General features: G+C 70.8%; 15 protein-coding genes. 10 read left to right on the top strand and 5 right to left on the bottom strand.

The features are described from left to right. Positions 1-112 precede the first annotated feature (112 nt). Genes FDA94_RS19670 through FDA94_RS19660 form a run of 3 tightly spaced genes read right to left on the bottom strand, consistent with a single transcriptional unit; the run spans position 113 to position 2,425 of the window. Entirely contained in the window at positions 113-1,192 is a 1,080-nt protein-coding gene (locus tag FDA94_RS19670; RefSeq protein ID WP_137248533.1) for a HesA/MoeB/ThiF family protein, read from the bottom strand. Positions 1,193-1,216: 24 nt separating this feature from the next. Next, entirely contained in the window at positions 1,217-1,690 is a 474-nt protein-coding gene (locus tag FDA94_RS19665; protein ID WP_137248532.1) for a DUF1707 SHOCT-like domain-containing protein, read from the bottom strand. 9 nt (positions 1,691-1,699) lie between these two features. Further along, a complete protein-coding gene (locus FDA94_RS19660; RefSeq protein ID WP_137248531.1) occupies positions 1,700-2,425 on the bottom strand; it encodes a PadR family transcriptional regulator in 726 nt (241 codons plus the stop codon). A 319-nt stretch (positions 2,426-2,744) separates the two neighbouring features. Between FDA94_RS19660 and FDA94_RS19655 the strand changes: the two genes are divergently transcribed. The 10 genes from FDA94_RS19655 to FDA94_RS19635 all read left to right on the top strand — a co-directional run bounded on the left by FDA94_RS19655 (position 2,745) and on the right by FDA94_RS19635 (position 14,335). Further along, the gene (locus FDA94_RS19655; RefSeq protein ID WP_137248530.1) at positions 2,745-3,464 is read left to right on the top strand and encodes a metal-dependent hydrolase; all 720 of its coding nucleotides are present in this window, start codon (positions 2,745-2,747) and stop codon (positions 3,462-3,464) included. Positions 3,465-3,607: 143 nt separating this feature from the next. Further along, positions 3,608-6,346 carry an aconitate hydratase AcnA gene (gene acnA, locus FDA94_RS19650; protein WP_137248529.1) on the top strand — a complete coding sequence of 913 codons (2,739 nt, stop codon included), beginning with the start codon at positions 3,608-3,610 and terminating at the stop codon, positions 6,344-6,346. Between the two features lie 1,161 nt (positions 6,347-7,507). Then, a complete protein-coding gene (gene lanKC / locus FDA94_RS19645) occupies positions 7,508-10,093 on the top strand; it encodes a class III lanthionine synthetase LanKC (protein WP_137248528.1) in 2,586 nt (861 codons plus the stop codon). Positions 10,094-10,133: 40 nt separating this feature from the next. Next, the gene (locus FDA94_RS41575) at positions 10,134-10,253 is read left to right on the top strand and encodes a SapB/AmfS family lanthipeptide (protein WP_425460160.1); all 120 of its coding nucleotides are present in this window, start codon (positions 10,134-10,136) and stop codon (positions 10,251-10,253) included. A 16-nt stretch (positions 10,254-10,269) separates the two neighbouring features. Continuing rightward, positions 10,270-10,389: a SapB/AmfS family lanthipeptide gene (locus FDA94_RS41360; RefSeq protein WP_342778504.1), complete on the top strand. Its 120-nt coding sequence runs from the start codon at positions 10,270-10,272 to the stop codon at positions 10,387-10,389. A gap of 19 nt (positions 10,390-10,408) precedes the next feature. Continuing rightward, positions 10,409-10,543 carry a hypothetical protein gene (locus FDA94_RS41145; protein ID WP_269321517.1) on the top strand — a complete coding sequence of 45 codons (135 nt, stop codon included), beginning with the start codon at positions 10,409-10,411 and terminating at the stop codon, positions 10,541-10,543. 24 nt (positions 10,544-10,567) lie between these two features. Further along, complete coding sequence (locus FDA94_RS41140; RefSeq protein ID WP_269321516.1) at positions 10,568-10,696, top strand: hypothetical protein; 129 nt, start codon at positions 10,568-10,570, stop codon at positions 10,694-10,696. A gap of 30 nt (positions 10,697-10,726) precedes the next feature. Beyond that, positions 10,727-10,891, top strand: coding sequence for a hypothetical protein (locus tag FDA94_RS39310; RefSeq protein ID WP_156045839.1), 165 nt, complete (start codon positions 10,727-10,729; stop codon positions 10,889-10,891). A gap of 86 nt (positions 10,892-10,977) precedes the next feature. Beyond that, the gene (locus FDA94_RS19640; RefSeq protein WP_137248527.1) at positions 10,978-12,642 is read left to right on the top strand and encodes an ABC transporter transmembrane domain-containing protein; all 1,665 of its coding nucleotides are present in this window, start codon (positions 10,978-10,980) and stop codon (positions 12,640-12,642) included. Then, positions 12,635-14,335: an ATP-binding cassette domain-containing protein gene (locus FDA94_RS19635; protein ID WP_137248526.1), complete on the top strand. Its 1,701-nt coding sequence runs from the start codon at positions 12,635-12,637 to the stop codon at positions 14,333-14,335. The genes FDA94_RS19640 and FDA94_RS19635 overlap by 8 nt, the downstream gene beginning before the upstream one ends. Here FDA94_RS19635 and FDA94_RS19630 read toward each other — a convergent pair. Together FDA94_RS19630 and FDA94_RS19625 are read right to left on the bottom strand one after the other, a co-directional pair. Continuing rightward, complete coding sequence (locus tag FDA94_RS19630; protein ID WP_137248525.1) at positions 14,314-14,970, bottom strand: response regulator; 657 nt, start codon at positions 14,968-14,970, stop codon at positions 14,314-14,316. The genes FDA94_RS19635 and FDA94_RS19630 overlap by 22 nt on opposite strands. Then, positions 14,967-16,184 (bottom strand): sensor histidine kinase, encoded by a 1,218-nt coding sequence (locus tag FDA94_RS19625; protein WP_170991027.1) that lies wholly within the window; start codon positions 16,182-16,184, stop codon positions 14,967-14,969. The genes FDA94_RS19630 and FDA94_RS19625 overlap by 4 nt, the downstream gene beginning before the upstream one ends. Positions 16,185-16,292 lie beyond the last annotated feature (108 nt).

Genomic DNA, 16,292 nt, shown 5'->3' with positions numbered 1-16,292 from the left:
CTGCCGTCTGACGGGCGTACTGGGCGTGGCGTCGTTTTGCGACTGTTTCATCCCGTTACCTTCCGTCCCGGTTCCCCGACACGAGGTGATCGTAAAGCGGCCCTCGGAGCCGTCAAGACCCAAAGCACGTCGGGCATCCCGCGCGGGCGGGATGGCGGGCGTAGACGTGGTGGTCGGGCGAGAGCAGATTGATGCCGTGGACGTAGCCCGGCGCCACTTCGGGCACCCCCGTGACCAGGGAGACGATCGCCTGCGCGACGAGATGGCCGGAGATCCCGGCCGACGTGCCGGTCACGCCGGGGCCGCCGAGATCGGGGATCCCGCCCTCGGGCCGGTGGGCGTGCTCGGCCGCCGCGACGCACTCGTAGCAGGCGCCGTGGGGCGGGTCGAAGACGCCGACGGTGACGAGCGGCCCGTTGTAGCCGCCGCCCGCCCACGGCACCCGGGCCGCCGCGCAGGCCCGGCTGGCCCAGACGCGGATGCCCTCGCCCCTGGGCTCGTCGGCGCAGAGGGCGAGGGCGTCGTAGCCGTCGACCAGTGATCGCAGGTCGGCCTCGCCGGTGACGCGATGGCGGGCCGCGGTGACCACGATGTCGCTGTTGGCCTCGCCCAGCCGCTCGCGCGCCAGGTCGGCCTTGGGGCGGCCGACGTCGGCCTCGGTGTAGAGCAGCTGCCGGTTGAGGTTCGACAGCTCGACCAGGTCGGGGTCGACGCAGTGGAGCCGCCCCACGCCGATCGCGGCCAGCGCCCAGGAGGCGTGCGTGCCGGTGCCGCCGAGCCCCACCACGACCACGCGCGCCCGCTTCAGGGCGAGCTGGGTCTCCCAGGCGCTGTGGCCGGGCACCAGGTCCACGCCCCGGAAGAAGGCCTGGTTGCGGCTGTAGCGGTCGACCTCACGCGGGGTGAGCCCGCGCGGCGGGGGAGCGGTGGCCTCCTCCAGGTAGCCGGAGCCGACCAGGTCGTCGACGACGCCGCGCGCCTCGTCGGGACTGAGCTCGGGGAACATCACGATCAGCCGCGCGGCCACCGCCTCGGGCCCGCGCCGCCCGTCGAGCAGCGACAGGGCCGCCCAGACCCAGCCCCCGGGGTCGTCGATCTCGGCGGCGAGTCCGTAGATCTCGCCGCCGATCCGGACGGTTCCCTCCGTGGTGCGGAACGGGCGGTGCTCCGCTTTGACCCGCGGGAACCGCAATCTCGAACTCCCCCGTGCGACGGCCTACCTGTGGCGCGTGGGTGTACGGCGTCCGTGCCGCGTGGCCGCCCCCACGACCAGCGAGATGATCCACAGGAGGAACAGGATCTTGAACACCGTGAACACCGCACCCGTAAGGATCATCGCGATCATCGCGACGACGATCAAGGGCACGAACGGCCCGATCCCCGGTCCGCGCCGGACGCGGGCGTGCGGCGGACGGGCCAGGTGGTATCCCCAATTGCCCATGTCGATCCCCGGAGGCGACTGGACCTTCGGGACCGGAGGCGCGCCGACCCCCTGCCCGCCGGGCAGGTCGGCCAGGACGACGCCCAGGTCACCGGCGGTCTTGGCGGCGAGCGTGACGTCGAGGCGCTCGTCGAGCTCCTCGCGGCTGAGCCGCCCCTGCGCGAACGCGTCGTGCAGGAAGACGGTCACCTCGTCGCGCTCCTTGTCGCCGATGCGCATCGCGGCGGGCGGAACACGGTCAGCGGTCATGACGGGTCACTACTCCTCGTCGGTGTCGCCGTCGGCCAGGACCTGGTAGAGCTTGCGCCGGGTCTCGGCCAGGATCTTCTTGGCCTGACGCACCTGGCTCTCACTTCCAGTCTGCGCGATTTGGAACAAAGCGGACGCGGCCTGACGCGACAAATCAAACAATTCGTGGACGTTGTCTCCGATGTCGGGAGTCATCTCCTCCCACGGAGCGCGGACCTCGTCCTGGTGCTCGGCGACGTAGGCGCGGCCGGCGTCGGTGAGCGTGAAGGTCTTGCGGCCGTCGGCCTCCTCCGAGCGCACCAGCCCCTCGTCGGTGAGCTGCTGGAGCGCCGGGTAGACCGCGCCGGGGCTGGGCTTCCAGCCGCCCTGCGACCGCTCGGCGATCTCCTGGATGATCTGGTAGCCGTTGCGCGGCTCCTCCGACAGCAGGGCCAGGATCGCGGCGCGGACGTCGCCCCGCTTGGCCTTGCGCCCCCGGCCGAAGCCGCGCGGCCCGAACGGGAAGCCCGGACCGAAGGGCCCGCCGGGGCCGAACCCCGGACCGCCGCCCCAGGGGCCGCCCCGGCCGCCGCGGTGACCTCGATGGCGATGGTCGTGCGGGCCGCCGCCGGAGGTCTCCCAGGTGGCGGCGAGGCCGCGCAGGTTGTCTTTGAGCGCGGCCTTGAGGTTGCGGAGCTCCCGGTGGAACTCGTGGGGGTGGGCCCAGGGGCCGCCCGCTGCGTGTGCGTTGGTCATGTTTCCTCCAGAGTGTTACGCGATGCCTCAAAGATATATCGAGAACATGTCGTCGACAAGCTAAAGCCACAAGTGACTCAAGTCACGAAAAAAGATGGGATCTCAGGGAACAGGTACCGAGACCGCTCCGTTACATTGGGCAGAGACGGGATTGTTCCGCGCTGAGAGGGCTGGGGGGTGCTCTTGGAGCGGAGCGATCCCGTCTTGTTTATTTGGGCAGATTCAAGGCGCAAGATCGAAATCCCGAGCTTGACCGAGTGGGTGTGGCTCGCGGGTTTTGTCATACCTTTGCCGTACGCTGCCGTGTCGTGATCACGACATGATGGGCCATTCCCACGCGCTGACCGGGGCGATCGTCTGGCTGGGCATCGCGCCCGGGTTACAGGCGCTGCCCTCGGTGTTCGACTTTCAGCCGTCGCTGGCGTTCGCCACCGCGATGTCCCCGGCCGAGTTGATCGCGGGGGCGATCATCTGCGCTGGGGCGGCCATGCTGCCCGACCTCGATCACCCCAGCGCCACGATCGCGCAGACGTTCGGTCCGGTCACGTGGCTGCTCAGTAAGGGCGTGAACTTCGTCAGCGGGGGGCATCGCAAGGCGACCCACTCGCTGCTGTTCGCGATCCTCATGGGGGTGGGGGCCCACCTGCTGGCCGAGCGCTTCACCGTGGGGCAGGACATCCTCGTCGTGCTGTCGATCGGGCTCGCGTTACGCGCGGTGGGCATCGGCGTACCGGGGAACAAGATCGCTTCGGCGGTGGTCAATATCGTGCTGACCGGGGGGATATTCGCCGCCTTCTGGGGGCTGGGGGTGACCTATGCCTGGCTGGGGTTCGCGATCGGGATCGGGTGTTTCGTCCACGTCCTGGGCGACTGCCTGACCGAGCGGGGGTGCCCGGTGCTGTGGCCGCTCAAGCACAAGTGGCTGCTGCCGTGGGACTGGGGGCTGAAGACCGGCCGGAAGTTCGAGACCAAGATCCTCGCGCCGACGCTGTCGGTCGCCGTGTTCGCGCTGCTCTTCCTGCGCCTCATGCCGATGTGAGATCCCCCGCGAGAATGCGATATCTTGACATCAAGAGATATTCGCCCAAGGTTAGGCGAGCCTGACCGATCAACCCCTCCTGTGCGTACGGGAGGATGGCCGGGCGAGTTGTCAACAGAGAACCTTTGGGGAGGCGAGACTTCGTGTCCGCGAACAGCTTCGGCGCCCGTGACACACTGCGCGTGGGTGACGCGTCGTACGAGATCTACCGGCTGGACAGGGTCGAAGGGTCGGCGCGCCTCCCGTACAGCCTGAAGATCCTGCTGGAGAACCTGCTGCGCACCGAAGACGGCGCGAACATCACCGAGGCCCACATCAACGCCCTCGGCCAGTGGGACCCGTCGGCCGCGCCCAGCGTGGAGATCCAGTTCACCCCGGCCCGCGTGATCATGCAGGACTTCACCGGCGTCCCCTGCGTGGTCGACCTGGCCACCATGCGCGAGGCCGTGCGCGACCTCGGCGGCGACCCGGCCCGGATCAACCCGCTGGCCCCGGCCGAGATGGTCATCGACCACTCGGTCATCGTCGACTTCTTCGGCGGCCCCGACTCCTTCCGGCGCAACGTCGAGAAGGAGTACGAGCGCAACCACGAGCGCTACCAGTTCCTGCGCTGGGGCCAGACCGCCTTCGACGAGTTCAAGGTCGTGCCCCCGGGCACCGGCATCGTCCACCAGGTCAACATCGAGCACCTCGCCCGCGTGGTCATGATCCGCGACGGCAAGGCCTACCCCGACACCTGCGTCGGCACCGACTCCCACACCACGATGGAGAACGGCATCGGCGTGCTGGGCTGGGGCGTCGGCGGCATCGAGGCCGAGGCCGCGATGCTCGGCCAGCCGATCTCGATGCTCATCCCGCGCGTGGTCGGCTTCAAGCTGACCGGCAAGCTCCCGGCCGGCGCGACCGCCACCGACCTGGTGCTCACCATCACCGAGATGCTGCGCAAGCACGGCGTGGTCGGCAAGTTCGTCGAGTTCTACGGCGAGGGCGTCTCCTCGGTGCCGCTGGCCAACCGGGCCACGATCGGCAACATGAGCCCCGAGTTCGGCTCCACCTGCGCGATCTTCCCGATCGACCAGGAGACGATCAACTACCTGACGCTGACCGGCCGCACCGCCGAGCAGATCGCCCTGGTCGAGGCCTACGCCAAGGAGCAGGGCCTCTGGCTCGACCCCCACGCCGAGCCCGCCTTCTCCGAGTACATCGAGCTCGACCTGTCGACCGTGGTGCCGTCGATCGCCGGGCCCAAGCGCCCGCAAGACCGCATCGCGCTGAGCGAGTCGAAGGAGATCTGGCGCCGCGACGTGCGCGCCTACGTCACCGACTTCGACGGCGACGGCGTCGACGAGGCCAACGAGGAGTCGTTCCCGGCCTCCGACGCGCCCGCCTCCAACGCCCGCGCCGGCGCGCCGCGTCCCCACAAGGCGGTGCCGGTCACCCTGGCCGACGGAACCGCCTTCGAGATCGACCACGGCGTCGTCACCATCGCCGCGATCACCTCGTGCACCAACACCTCCAACCCCTACGTGATGCTGGGCGCGGCCCTGCTCGCCCGCAACGCGGTCGAGAAGGGGCTGACCCGCAAGCCGTGGGTGAAGACCTCGCTGGCGCCGGGTTCCCAGGTCGTCACCGGCTACTTCGAGCGGTCGGGCCTCCAGCCCTACCTCGACAAGATCGGCTTCAACCTGGTCGGCTACGGCTGCACCACCTGCATCGGCAACTCGGGCCCGCTGCCCGAGGAGATCTCGGCCGCCGTCCAGGCCAACGACCTCGCCGTCACCGCCGTGCTGTCGGGCAACCGCAACTTCGAGGGCCGCATCAACCCCGACGTGAAGATGAACTACCTGGCCTCGCCGCCGCTGGTGGTCGCCTACGCGCTCGCGGGCACCATGGACCTCGACCTCAACAACGAGCCGCTCGGCACGGGCTCCGACGGCAAGCCGGTGTTCCTCGCGGACATCTGGCCCGAGCCCGAAGAGGTCTCCCGGGTCGTCGCCGACTCGATCGGCCAGGACATGTTCCTGCGCGACTACGCCGACGTCTTCAAGGGCGACGACCACTGGCAGTCGCTGCCGATCCCGACCGGCAACACTTTCGAGTGGGACCCGGCCTCGACCTACGTGCGCAAGGCCCCCTACTTCGAGGGCATGCCCGCCAAGCCCGAGCCGGTCACCGACATCACCGGCGCCCGCGTGCTCGCGGTCCTGGGCGACTCGGTCACCACCGACCACATCTCGCCCGCCGGCTCGATCAAGGTCGGCACGCCCGCCGCCGACTACCTCAAGGAGAACGGCGTCGAGGTCAAGGACTTCAACAGCTACGGCTCCCGCCGAGGCAACCACGAGGTCATGATCCGCGGCACCTTCGCCAACATCCGGCTGAAGAACCTGCTGCTCAACGGCGTCGAGGGCGGCTACACCCGCGACTTCACCCAAGAGGGCGGCCCGCAGTCGTTCATCTACGACGCCTCGGTCAACTACCAGGCCGCCGGCACCCCGCTCGTCGTCCTGGCGGGCAAGGAATACGGCTCGGGCTCCTCGCGCGACTGGGCGGCCAAGGGCACCGCGCTCCTGGGCGTCCGCGCCGTCATCGCCGAGTCCTACGAGCGCATCCACCGCTCCAACCTGATCGGCATGGGCGTCCTCCCGCTCCAGTTCCCCGAGGGCGAGACCGCCACGTCTCTGGGCCTGACCGGCGAGGAGACCTTCGAGATCACCGGCGTCGAGGAACTCAACCAGGGCCACACCCCGGCGACCGTGACCGTCCGCGCGGGCGACAAGCAGTTCGAGGCGATCGTCCGCATCGACACCCCCGGCGAGGCCGACTACTACCGCCACGGCGGCATCATGCAGTACGTCCTCCGCTCCCTGCTCGCGAAGTAACCACGTCCCACCCAGGAAGCCGCCCGGTCCGTTCCGGGCGGCTTCCGCCGTTTTCCACCCTGCTCGCGAAGCAACTACGCCTCACCCAAGAAGCACGCCCGGTCCGTACCGGGCGGCTTCCGCCGTTTTCCACCCTGCTCGCGAAGCAACTACGCCTCACCCAAGAAGCACGCCCGGTCCGTACCGGGCGGCTTCCACCATTTCCCACCCTTCTTCCGTTACGGCTCCGCCCCCCAACCCCGCCCACCGCTCCTGCTCCCCACCGCATCCGGCGCCAACCACCCGCTCCCGCCTCGCCCCGCAACGCCGAGGAGGCCTGGCAAGGAACCAGACCCAGCCACCTGACCCATGACCTCACCTTGCGCTGGGGAAGGCGATGCGAGCGGCCTGGCCTGTCGTTCGACCTGCGCCTTTGCGACGGGGAGCGATACGAGCGGCCTGTCGTTCGACCTGTGCCTTTGCGGCGGGGAGCGATGCGAATGCCCAAGCCCGCCGTTCCCCCGCGCCTTTGCGGCGGGAAGCGATATCGCCCTGCCACGGCGAAGCCGCCTCGGCGCGGGTCGCTCTGCCATCTGACCCGCGTGCCGGCGCCTCCCTGACGCATGACCTCTGGCCTTGCCGACAGCAGGCCGGTTTCCGGGTGTGGCCGGGCTCGGGCTTATCTCAAGAATGGATGTTTCACCGGCCGCCGAAATAGCGGGTGGTTCGTTTTTCGCCCGGCTCCGAAATTGCGTGAGCCGGATCACGGAAGCGTCGGCGCCGGTGTTTCGCCGAGTGGCGAAATAATCCGGCCGCCCTTCTTTCGTGTTGCGCCGAAGCAATAGGCTCTCGTCGGCCCGGGCGGTTTTTCGGTCTTTCGGTGCGGAGCAAAACGCATGATTTTTTCTCCGCCCGCGTAACTCTCCGCAACCTCACCGGCCGAAAGTTGAGTACTCTACCTGCGGTGCTGGCCAACCGCAACAGAGTTCCGTAACCTGCGGTAGCCTGCGGCCGAAATAACCGACCGCGCACACCCGATTCCCGCGCGCATTCAAACGCCCGTCTGAACCGGGCCCCCGAGAATATGAATGACACGTACCGTAATTGGACATTCAAACGCCGCCGAGTACCGTATTAATCAGTTCCTCCGAAGCCCCGGTAAACGGTCCCAGGACGGTGCGCATGAAACTCCAATACATCGAGTACTGTTTCGCCGATCGCCTCTTCTACGACGAGTCCCACACCTGGGCCGCGACGCAGGCGGGTTATCGGCAGGCCGGGGAGGCGGCCCCGGAAGGCTGGGTGACCGGGCGGAAGGGGCCGTGGTTCAACGTCATGTGCGCCTCGGTCGAGTTGCCGCCCCAGGGGTGGAAGATCCACGTCTCGGCCCGGCGGGAGAACGCCCAGCAGGTGCTCGACATCGTGAGCCGCTACTGCCTCGACGCGAAGGTCAGCTTCAAGTTCCTGGTCAGCGAGGCGGCCTTCATCGGGCGCAACCTCAAGTACGCCGACCGCGGCGGCAGCGGCAAGTTCATGACGATCTACCCCGCCGACGACGACCGGCTGCGCGAGATCCTCGACGACCTCGGCCCGCTGCTCGAAGGCATGGGCGGTCCCTACATCCTGTCCGACCTGCGCTGGAAGGACGGGCCGCTCTACCTGCGCTACGGCGGCTTCGTCGAGCGGATGACCCGCAACGAGCTCGGCGAGCCGGCGATGGCCATCGAAGACCCCGACGGCGAGCTCGTCGTCGACCGGCGTGACCCGGTCTTCTACGTGCCCGACTGGGTGTCGCCGCCGGCCTGGCTGGCGCCCCATCTGGAGGAGCGGCAGTCGAACGAGGCGCCGGCCGACTTCCCGTACGAGATCGAGTCGGCCATGCACTTCTCGAACGGCGGCGGGCTCTACGTCGCCGTCGAGAAGGCCACCGGCCGGAAGGTCGTGCTGAAGGAGGCCCGGCCGGGCGCCGGGCTCGACCAGAAGGGCCGCGACGCGGTCAGCCGGTTGAAGCGCGAGCACGAGTTCCTCGGCAAGCTGGCCGACCTCGACGCGGTGGTCGACGTCTACGACTACTTCCAGCTCTGGGAGCACCACTTCCTCGTCCAGGAACTGGTCGACGGCGTCACGTTCAACAAGCGCATGATCCTGCGGGCGCCCCTCATCAAGGCCGACCCCAGCGAGGAGGAGATCGCCGAGTTCACCGCCTGGGCGGTCGACACCACCGACCAGATCGTCGAGGTGGTCGGCCGGCTGCACGAACGCGGCATCGCGTTCGGCGACCTCCACCCCAACAACGTGATGATCACCGAAGACGGCAGGGTCAAGCTGATCGACTTCGAGCTGTCCACCTACGCCGCCGCCGAGCAGCGGATCGGCATGGGCGCCCCCGGCTTCGTGCCGCCCGACCAGCGCGACGCCCTGGCGGCCGACCGCTATGCGCTGGGCTGCCTGAAGGTCGCCCCGTTCGTGCCGCTGACCGTGCTGTTCACGCTCGACAGCACCCGCGCCGAGGCGCTCGTGCGGTTCGTGGAGCAGCGCTTCCCGGTGCCGGCCGGCTGGGGTGAGCAGGTGCTCGACCTGCTCGACCTGGGCCCGTCCGACTTCGCCGGCACGCCCGAGCAGATGGCCCGCTCGGCCCGGCTGATCGAGAGCGGCGACTGGCGGGAGATCGAGGACTCCGTGGCCAAGACCGTCTGGGCCAGCGCCACCCCCGACCGCGACGACCGGCTGTTCCCCGGCGACGTCGAGCAGTTCAACCTCGGCGGTCTCGGCTTCGGCTACGGCGCGGCCGGCGTGCTCTACGCGATGGCCAAGGCGGGCTACGGCCGCCGCGAGGAACACGAGGAATGGCTGCTCAGCCGGGTCCGTGAGCACAAAGGCCTGCACCGCCTCGGCCTCTACGACGGCCTCCACGGCATCGCCTACGCCTTCGAGGAGATCGGCAACCGCGACGCCGCCCTGGAGGTGCTCGGCGTCATCGAGCGGAGCGGCACCCCGCAGATGGCCGACGAGATCATGACCGGCGTCAGCGGCGTCGCGCTCACCCAGCTCTACTTCGCCAGGAAACTCGACGACCCGGGCCGCCGCGACCTCGCCATCAAGATCGCCGCCGACCTGGCCGACCGGCTGCGCCACGATCCCCCCAAACCGGTCGACGAGACCGGCCGCCACCGCAAGGCCGGCCTGCTGCACGGCACCTCGGGCTCGTCACTGCTGTTCACCCGCCTCTACGAGGAGACCGGCGACCCCGCCCACCTCGACGCCGCCGAGCACGCCATCAGGCTCGACCTCGACTGCTGCACCACGACCGAGGGCGACTCGCTGCTGGTCGACGAGGGGTGGCGGCTGATGCCGTACATCGGGCTCGGGTCGGCGGGGGTCGGGCTGGCGCTGGCCGAGCTGCTGCGCCACCGGCGCCGCGACGACCTGCTCACCTCGCTCGACGGGCTCCGCCGCGCCGGGCACGCCGAGTTCCACATCTGCCCGATGGTCTTCTACGGCACGGCCGGCCAGATGGGCTTCCTGAACCACCTGCGCGACCACTACCCCGGCGACCCGACCCTCGACGGCCTGATCGCGGTCAAGCGCGAGCGGCTGAAGCTGCACATGGTCGGGCTGCGCGGAGAGGTCGCCTTCCCCGGCGATCAGCTGATGCGGCTGTCGATGGACTTCGGCACCGGCGCCGCCGGCATCCTCCACGCGCTCGCCGCGCTCCGTGACCCCTCCCTGGAGCTGCTGCCCTTCCTGCGGCCGTTCACGGGGAGGTGACCACCCCACCGCTCCACCCGTCACAGAAAGGAACACCCCGATGGCCTTCGTGCTCGACCTCCAGGCCCGCGAGGTCTCCAAGGAACCCGCCCAGCTCATGGGCCCGTCCAGCCTCAGCCCGTCGTTCTGCATCAGCGGGCTGACCCTCTTCCTCTGCTGACCGGAAAGGAACCGCCATGTCGTACGTCCTGAACCTGCAGGGCATCGCCGCCGAGTCGGCCGACCAGACCGCGCTCATGCCCAGCACGCCCAGCCTGTCGCTCTGCTTCTCCAACTGGAGCATCTCCATCTGCTAGCGAAAGCGAGGCACCACCCATGGGTTACGTCCTGAACCTCCAGAACACCACCCGCTCGGCCCACGCCGACCGCAACGCGGCGTTGTCGTTCTCGACCAACAGCTGGATCAACTGCCAGAGCGGCGCCAGCCTCTTCCTCTGCCCCTGGACCTGAGACCCCGAGAAGGGAACCCCACTCATGAGCTACGTCCTGAACCTGCAGGCCACCAAGGTCGCCGCCGAGGCCCCCGGCGACGGCGCCGACTCCTGGCTCAGCTTCCTGAGCCCGGTCACCTGCTTCTCCACCACCAGCCTCGCCCTCTGCTAGTCCATCTCCCTCACCAGAAAAGAGAAGACCATGGGATACGTCCTCAACCTCCAGGGCCAGGGTTCCGGCGACGCCGGCGCCGGACCGAACAGCATCTACAGCACCGTCAGCGCCGGGGGCGTCTGCCTCGGCAGCACCGCCAGCTTCTCGGCCTGCCTCACCACGAGCACCGCGAGCCTCGTCGTCTGCATGTGAGCGACCCGCATGTGACGTGACCGTCAGCGTGAGCCGGGGCGACCGTAACGCCCCGGCTCCCGCCGCTTATCGGAGGACATCTCATCATGCCGCGCACCCCTGCCGCCCGGCTGCTGATCGAGACGGTGACGGCCAACCCGGCCTGGAGCGTCGTGCTGCTGCTCCTCGACCTGAGCCGTTCGGCCGCCGCACTCGCCCTGCCGGCGTTGCTCGCCGCGGCCGTCGACGCCCAGACCACCGGGGGTGATCTCGGCACCGTCGGCCGGTTGGCCGGACTGGTGGCCGTCCTGATCCTCCTTGACATCGCCAGCCTGCTCGTGTCGCCATGGCATGTCAACACGCTCGTGCTGGGCCTGCGGCGTGACCTGCTCGGACACGTGCTGCGGCTCGGGGTGCGCGAACGGGCGGCGTTCTCGACCGGCGACCTGACGACCCGGCTCCTGACCAACACGGGCGAGGTCGCCTCGGTGGTGCCGCTGGCCGCCGGGTGGATCGGGTCGCTGCTGATGTCGGGCGGCGCGCTGGTCGCGCTGTTCCTGATCGACTGGCGGCTGTGCGTCGCCTTCGCGGTCGGCGCGCCGATCGTGACCCTCATCATCCGGTTCTTCGTCGGGCGCGCCTCGCCGCTGATGACCGACTACATGACCGTCCAGGGCTCGATCGCGGGCCGGCTGACCGAGGTGCTGACCGGCCTGCGCAGCGTCCGCGCCGCCGGGGCAGAGGGCCGCGAGATCGACCGGATCCTCACCGGCCTGCCCGAGCTCCACCGCGCCGGGCGGGCGTCGTGGCTGCTGCAGGGCCGGATGAACCTGCACGCGTCGCTGGTGCTGCCGCTCATCCAGGTCGCGGTGGTGGCCACCGCCGGATACACGCTGCTGGCGGGCTCGCTGACCCCCGGCCAGTTCACCGCGGCGACCGCCTACGCCGGCATGGCCTTCGGCCTGTTCAACCAGGCCAACGCCTTCATGGCGCTGGCCCAGGCGCGGGCCGGCGCCCGCCGCCTCGCCGAGGTGCTGACCGTCGGGGCGACCGCGCGCGGCACCCGGGAGCTGCCCGCCGGTCCCGGCGAACTGACCTTCCGGGGGGTCTGCGGTCCCGGCCGGTACGCCGACCTCACGATCCCCGGCGGCGCGATGGCCGCCGTGGTGGGGGAGTCGGGCGCGGGCAAATCCACCCTGCTCATGCTCGCCGGACGCCTGCTCGACCCCGAGGAGGGCGAGGTGCGGCTCGACGGCGTGCCGCTGCGCGACCTGTCGCCGCCCGCCCTGGCCGGCGCGGTGAGCTGGGCCTTCGAACGGCCCGCGTACCTGCCGGGGACCGTCGCCGACGCGATCGGGTTCGGATCGGGCGGCGGCGCTGAGGAGGCGGCGCGGCTGGCAAGGGCCGACACGTTCGTCCGCCGCCTGCCCGCCGGATACGCCACCCCGTGCGCCGACGCGCCCCTGTCGGGCGGGGAACGCCAGCGGCTCGGCCTGGCGCGGGCGCTGGCCCGCCCCGCCCGGCTGCTGCTCCTCGACGACGCCGTCTCCAGCGTCGACAGCGTGACCGAACTGCACATCAGCCGCGCCCTGGCGGCGCATCCGGCGACCCGGCTGGTGGCCACCCACCGCGCCTCCCTGGCCGCCCGCGCCGACCTGGTCATCTGGCTCGACGGCACCGGGATCCGCGCCGTCGCCCCCCACGCCGACCTGCTCGAACAGGCCGACTATCGCGGCCTGTTCGGCGCGGAACGGGAGCCGATCCATGTCTGACACCGGGCGTGACACCGGGCGTGAAACCGGGTTCCGGCTGCTCGGCCGGTCGCTGCGGGCCAGGAGGCGGGAGCTCGTCCTGCTGGGGTTCTGGTCGGCGGTGGAGGCGCTGCCCGCGATGGCGTCGGGGCTGTTCATGGCCAGGGCGGTCGACCGGGGCTTCCTCGCCGGCGACCTGGCGACCGGGCTGTGGTGGCTGGCGGGGGTGCTGGCGGCGTACGCCGTGGGGGCGGTGGCGTCGCGGTTCACCTATCCGCTGCTGGGCTCGGTCATCGAGCCCTTACGCGACGACCTGCTGCGGGCGGTGGTGGCGGGACTCGTCCACGGGCCGGAACACGCGCTGCCCGACGGGGCGTCGACCGCGCGGATCACCCAGCAGGTCGAGTCGGTGCGCCGGACCGTGACGGCTCTGCTGAACGGGCTGCGCCGGTTCGTCTTCACCACGGCGGCGGCCGTGTTCGGGCTGAGCGCGCTGGCCGGGGAGGTCGTCTGGGTGACGATCCCGCCGGTGATCGTGTCGGCGGCGCTGTTCGGGCTGCTGCTGCCCAGCCTCGCGCGGCGGCAGCGGGCGGCGCTGACGGCGGGGGAGCGGGTCTCGGCCGACGCCGCCGCCGCGTTCGCCGGGCACCGCGACATCGCCGCGTTCGGCCGCGCCGGCCAGGTCACCGCCGAGGTGGGCGCGGCCATGGCGGCCGAACGGCACGCCCAGCAGCGGATGGCGCGGGCGCTGGCCGCGCGGAGCGTCGTCACCGCGATCGGCGGCTACCTGCCACTGCTGTCGCTCATCGTCGCGACGCCGTGGCTGCTCGGCCGGGGGCTGACCGTGGGCCTGGTCATCGGCGCGGCCACCTACCTGACGATGCACCTCGACCCGGCCATGAAGACCCTCACCGACCTGGTCGGCGGCTCGGGCCTGCAGCTCTCGGTCACACTCGGCCGGCTGACCGAGACGATCAGGGCCACCCCGGCCGCCCCGCCCGCGACGGCGCCGGCTCCGGCGACGGCGGAGGTGCGCGCCGACCGGCTCACCTTCGCCTACGACCCCGGCGCCGAACCCGTCCTGCGCGACCTGAGCTTCCACGTCCCCGACGGCGGCCACCTGGCCGTCATCGGTCCCAGCGGCATCGGCAAGTCCACCCTCGCCCTGCTGCTGGCCGGGCTGGGGGCCCCTGACGGCGGCCTCGTCACCGTCGGCGGGTCGCCCCCGGCCCGCGAACACGTCGCGCTGCTGCCGCAGGAGTCCTACGTCTTCACCGGCACGGTCCGCGACAACCTCCGCTACCTGCACCCGGAGGCCACCGACGCGGAACTGCGCGAGGCGGTCCGCGCGGTCGGCGCGGACGCCCTGCTGGGCGACGACCTCGACGCCCGGCTCGATCCGGACGCGCTGTCGCTCGGGCAGCGGCAGCTGGTCGCCCTCGCGCGCGCCCACGCGAGCCGTGCCCGCCTCGTCGTGCTCGACGAGGCCACCTGCCATCTCGACCCCGCCGCCGAGGCGCGGGCCGAGCGGGCCTTCCGGGAGCGGCCCGGCACGCTCGTCGTGATCGCCCACCGGGCCGCCTCGGCGCTGCGGGCCGACGAGATCCTGCTGCTCGACGGCGCGCGGGCCTGGTTCGGACGGCACGAGACGCTGGTCGCCGCCTCGCCGCTCTACGCCGAACTCGTCGGAGCTCAGGCCTCGCCGGTGTGCTGAACGGCCCACACCGCCAGCTGGGTGCGGTCGCGCAGGCCGAGTTTGCGCAGGCAGCTGGAGATGTGGTTCTTGGCGGTGCCGGTGGTGATGTGCAGCTTCCTGGCGATGTCGCGGGTCGACGCGCCCTCGCCCACCAGTTGCGCGACCTCGAACTCGCGATCGGAGAGGGGGGCCGGTTCGTCGTCGCGGGCCGGCTCGTCGGGCAGGCCGCGCAGCGCGGCCACCACCCGCTCGGCGGCCGGGCCGCCGAGCACGGTCTCGCCCCTGGCCGCCCGGCCGATCGCGTCGACGAGCTGGTCGGGGGCGATGTCCTTGAGCAGGTAGCCCTGCGCGCCGGCGCGCAGCCCGCCGAAGATGAAGTCGTCGTCGTCGAAGGTCGTCAGCATCACCGGGGCGACGTCGGGGTGCTCCTCGCGCAGCCGGGCGACCAGTTCGACCCCGTTCATCCGCGGCATCCGCACGTCGATGAGCGCGACGTGCGGATAGTGCTCCGGCGGCAGCCGGTCGAGCAGGTCGAGCGCCTCCACGCCGTCGTCGGCCGCCCCGGCGACCTCGATGCCGGGCTCGATCTCCAGCAGTTTGCGCAGGCCCTCGCGCATGAGGAGCTGGTCGTCCACGAGGAGCACACGGATCATGCGGGCACCGTCACGCGGAGGGTGAACCCTTCGCCGGGCGCGGTGCACGACTCGACGGTGCCGTCGACCGCTTCGGCCCGTTCGCGCAGGCCGCGCAGGCCGGCGCCGTCGGTGCGGGCCGCGCGGTCGGCGCCGCGGCCGTCGTCGGAGATGACGATGGTCACCTTCTCGGGGGTGCAGTCGAGGGTGACCTCGACGTTGGCCGCCTTGGCGTGCCGCAGCACGTTGGTCAGTCCCTCCTGTACGGCGCGGAAGCACAGCAGTTCCCGGTCGCCGTCGAGGCCGGGCCAGTCGCCGCGGGCGGTGAAGGTCAGCGTGGTGTCGGCGCCGCCGAACGACTCGACCAGGGTGGCCAGCGCCTCGACGCCGCGTTTGCCGTCCATGCGCAGCGGGCGTAACGCCCTGACCCAGCGGCGGGAGTCGGCCAGGGCCTCCCGGGTGAGGTCCTGGGCCTGGTGCACCTCGTTCCAGGCCTCCTGCGGGTCGCGGTCGCGGTAGCGGCGGGCGTTGCTCAGCCCCAGGTTGATGACGGTCAGGTAGTGACCGACGGAGTCGTGCATGTCGCGGGCGAGGCGGGCGCGCTCCTCGGCGATGGCCAGCTCGCGGGCCCGGTCGGCGTATCCGCGCAGCTCCGCGTGGGCCTCCTCCAGTTCGGCCAGCAGGGCGGCGGTCTCCTCCGAGCGGCGGTTGGCCTCGATCATCGCCACCACCACGACCAGGATGATCAGGCAGAGCAGCAGCACGACCGCGCCCGACACGATCGAGGCGACCAGGCTCTGGCCGGGGTTGAGCAGGCCGAGCACGAGGTAGAACAGGCCGGTGATGGCGGCGAAGGCGATGCCGCCGCGCAGGCCGTACACCACCAGCGCGTTGCCGACCGCCACGCTGACCACCAGCAGCGCGGCCACCCCGCCGCCCGAGATGAGCAGCAGGCTCGACCCGAGGAAGACCACGGTGGCCGTCTTCCGCAGCGGCGACACCGACGCCTGCCAGGGCAGCAGCGGCCAGAGCAGGCAGGTCACCGGCAGCGCCACCGCGCTCAGCACGAAGAACGCCCGCATCGGCCCGTCGCCGGCCACGCGGTCGAGCGCGAGCAGGTTGATGCCCACGACCAGCGCGCTGACGAGGGCCGACCCCCAGAAGAAGATCTTGAACACGATCGGGGGACGACCCTGCGGGAAATTCACCCACGGCCCGACTTGGGCCAATGGCATGACGTCCGGCATAGGCGGAGCATAACGGCGCCGGAGGAGGGGGCACAGGGCGCAGACGTGCCCATCTGTGCCCATCTGCGGCAATGACGATCGTCATGGTCGACGACG

Source organism: Herbidospora galbida (assembly GCF_005233835.1).
GTDB lineage: Bacteria > Actinomycetota > Actinomycetes > Streptosporangiales > Streptosporangiaceae > Herbidospora > Herbidospora galbida.
This window is presented reverse-complemented; position numbering and strand designations above follow the sequence as displayed.

Coding starts and splice junctions, on each gene's coding strand:
- FDA94_RS41360 (WP_342778504.1), top strand. CDS start 10,270: ATGTCGTACGTCCTGAACCTGCAGGGCATCGCCGCCGAGTCGGCCGAC.
- FDA94_RS19640 (WP_137248527.1), top strand. CDS start 10,978: ATGCCGCGCACCCCTGCCGCCCGGCTGCTGATCGAGACGGTGACGGCC.
- FDA94_RS19655 (WP_137248530.1), top strand. CDS start 2,745: ATGATGGGCCATTCCCACGCGCTGACCGGGGCGATCGTCTGGCTGGGC.
- FDA94_RS19660 (WP_137248531.1), bottom strand. CDS start 2,425: ATGACCAACGCACACGCAGCGGGCGGCCCCTGGGCCCACCCCCACGAG.
- FDA94_RS19665 (WP_137248532.1), bottom strand. CDS start 1,690: ATGACCGCTGACCGTGTTCCGCCCGCCGCGATGCGCATCGGCGACAAG.
- FDA94_RS41145 (WP_269321517.1), top strand. CDS start 10,409: ATGGGTTACGTCCTGAACCTCCAGAACACCACCCGCTCGGCCCACGCC.
- FDA94_RS41575 (WP_425460160.1), top strand. CDS start 10,134: ATGGCCTTCGTGCTCGACCTCCAGGCCCGCGAGGTCTCCAAGGAACCC.
- lanKC (WP_137248528.1), top strand. CDS start 7,508: ATGAAACTCCAATACATCGAGTACTGTTTCGCCGATCGCCTCTTCTAC.
- FDA94_RS19630 (WP_137248525.1), bottom strand. CDS start 14,970: ATGATCCGTGTGCTCCTCGTGGACGACCAGCTCCTCATGCGCGAGGGC.
- FDA94_RS39310 (WP_156045839.1), top strand. CDS start 10,727: ATGGGATACGTCCTCAACCTCCAGGGCCAGGGTTCCGGCGACGCCGGC.
- FDA94_RS19635 (WP_137248526.1), top strand. CDS start 12,635: ATGTCTGACACCGGGCGTGACACCGGGCGTGAAACCGGGTTCCGGCTG.
- FDA94_RS19625 (WP_170991027.1), bottom strand. CDS start 16,184: ATGCCATTGGCCCAAGTCGGGCCGTGGGTGAATTTCCCGCAGGGTCGT.
- FDA94_RS41140 (WP_269321516.1), top strand. CDS start 10,568: ATGAGCTACGTCCTGAACCTGCAGGCCACCAAGGTCGCCGCCGAGGCC.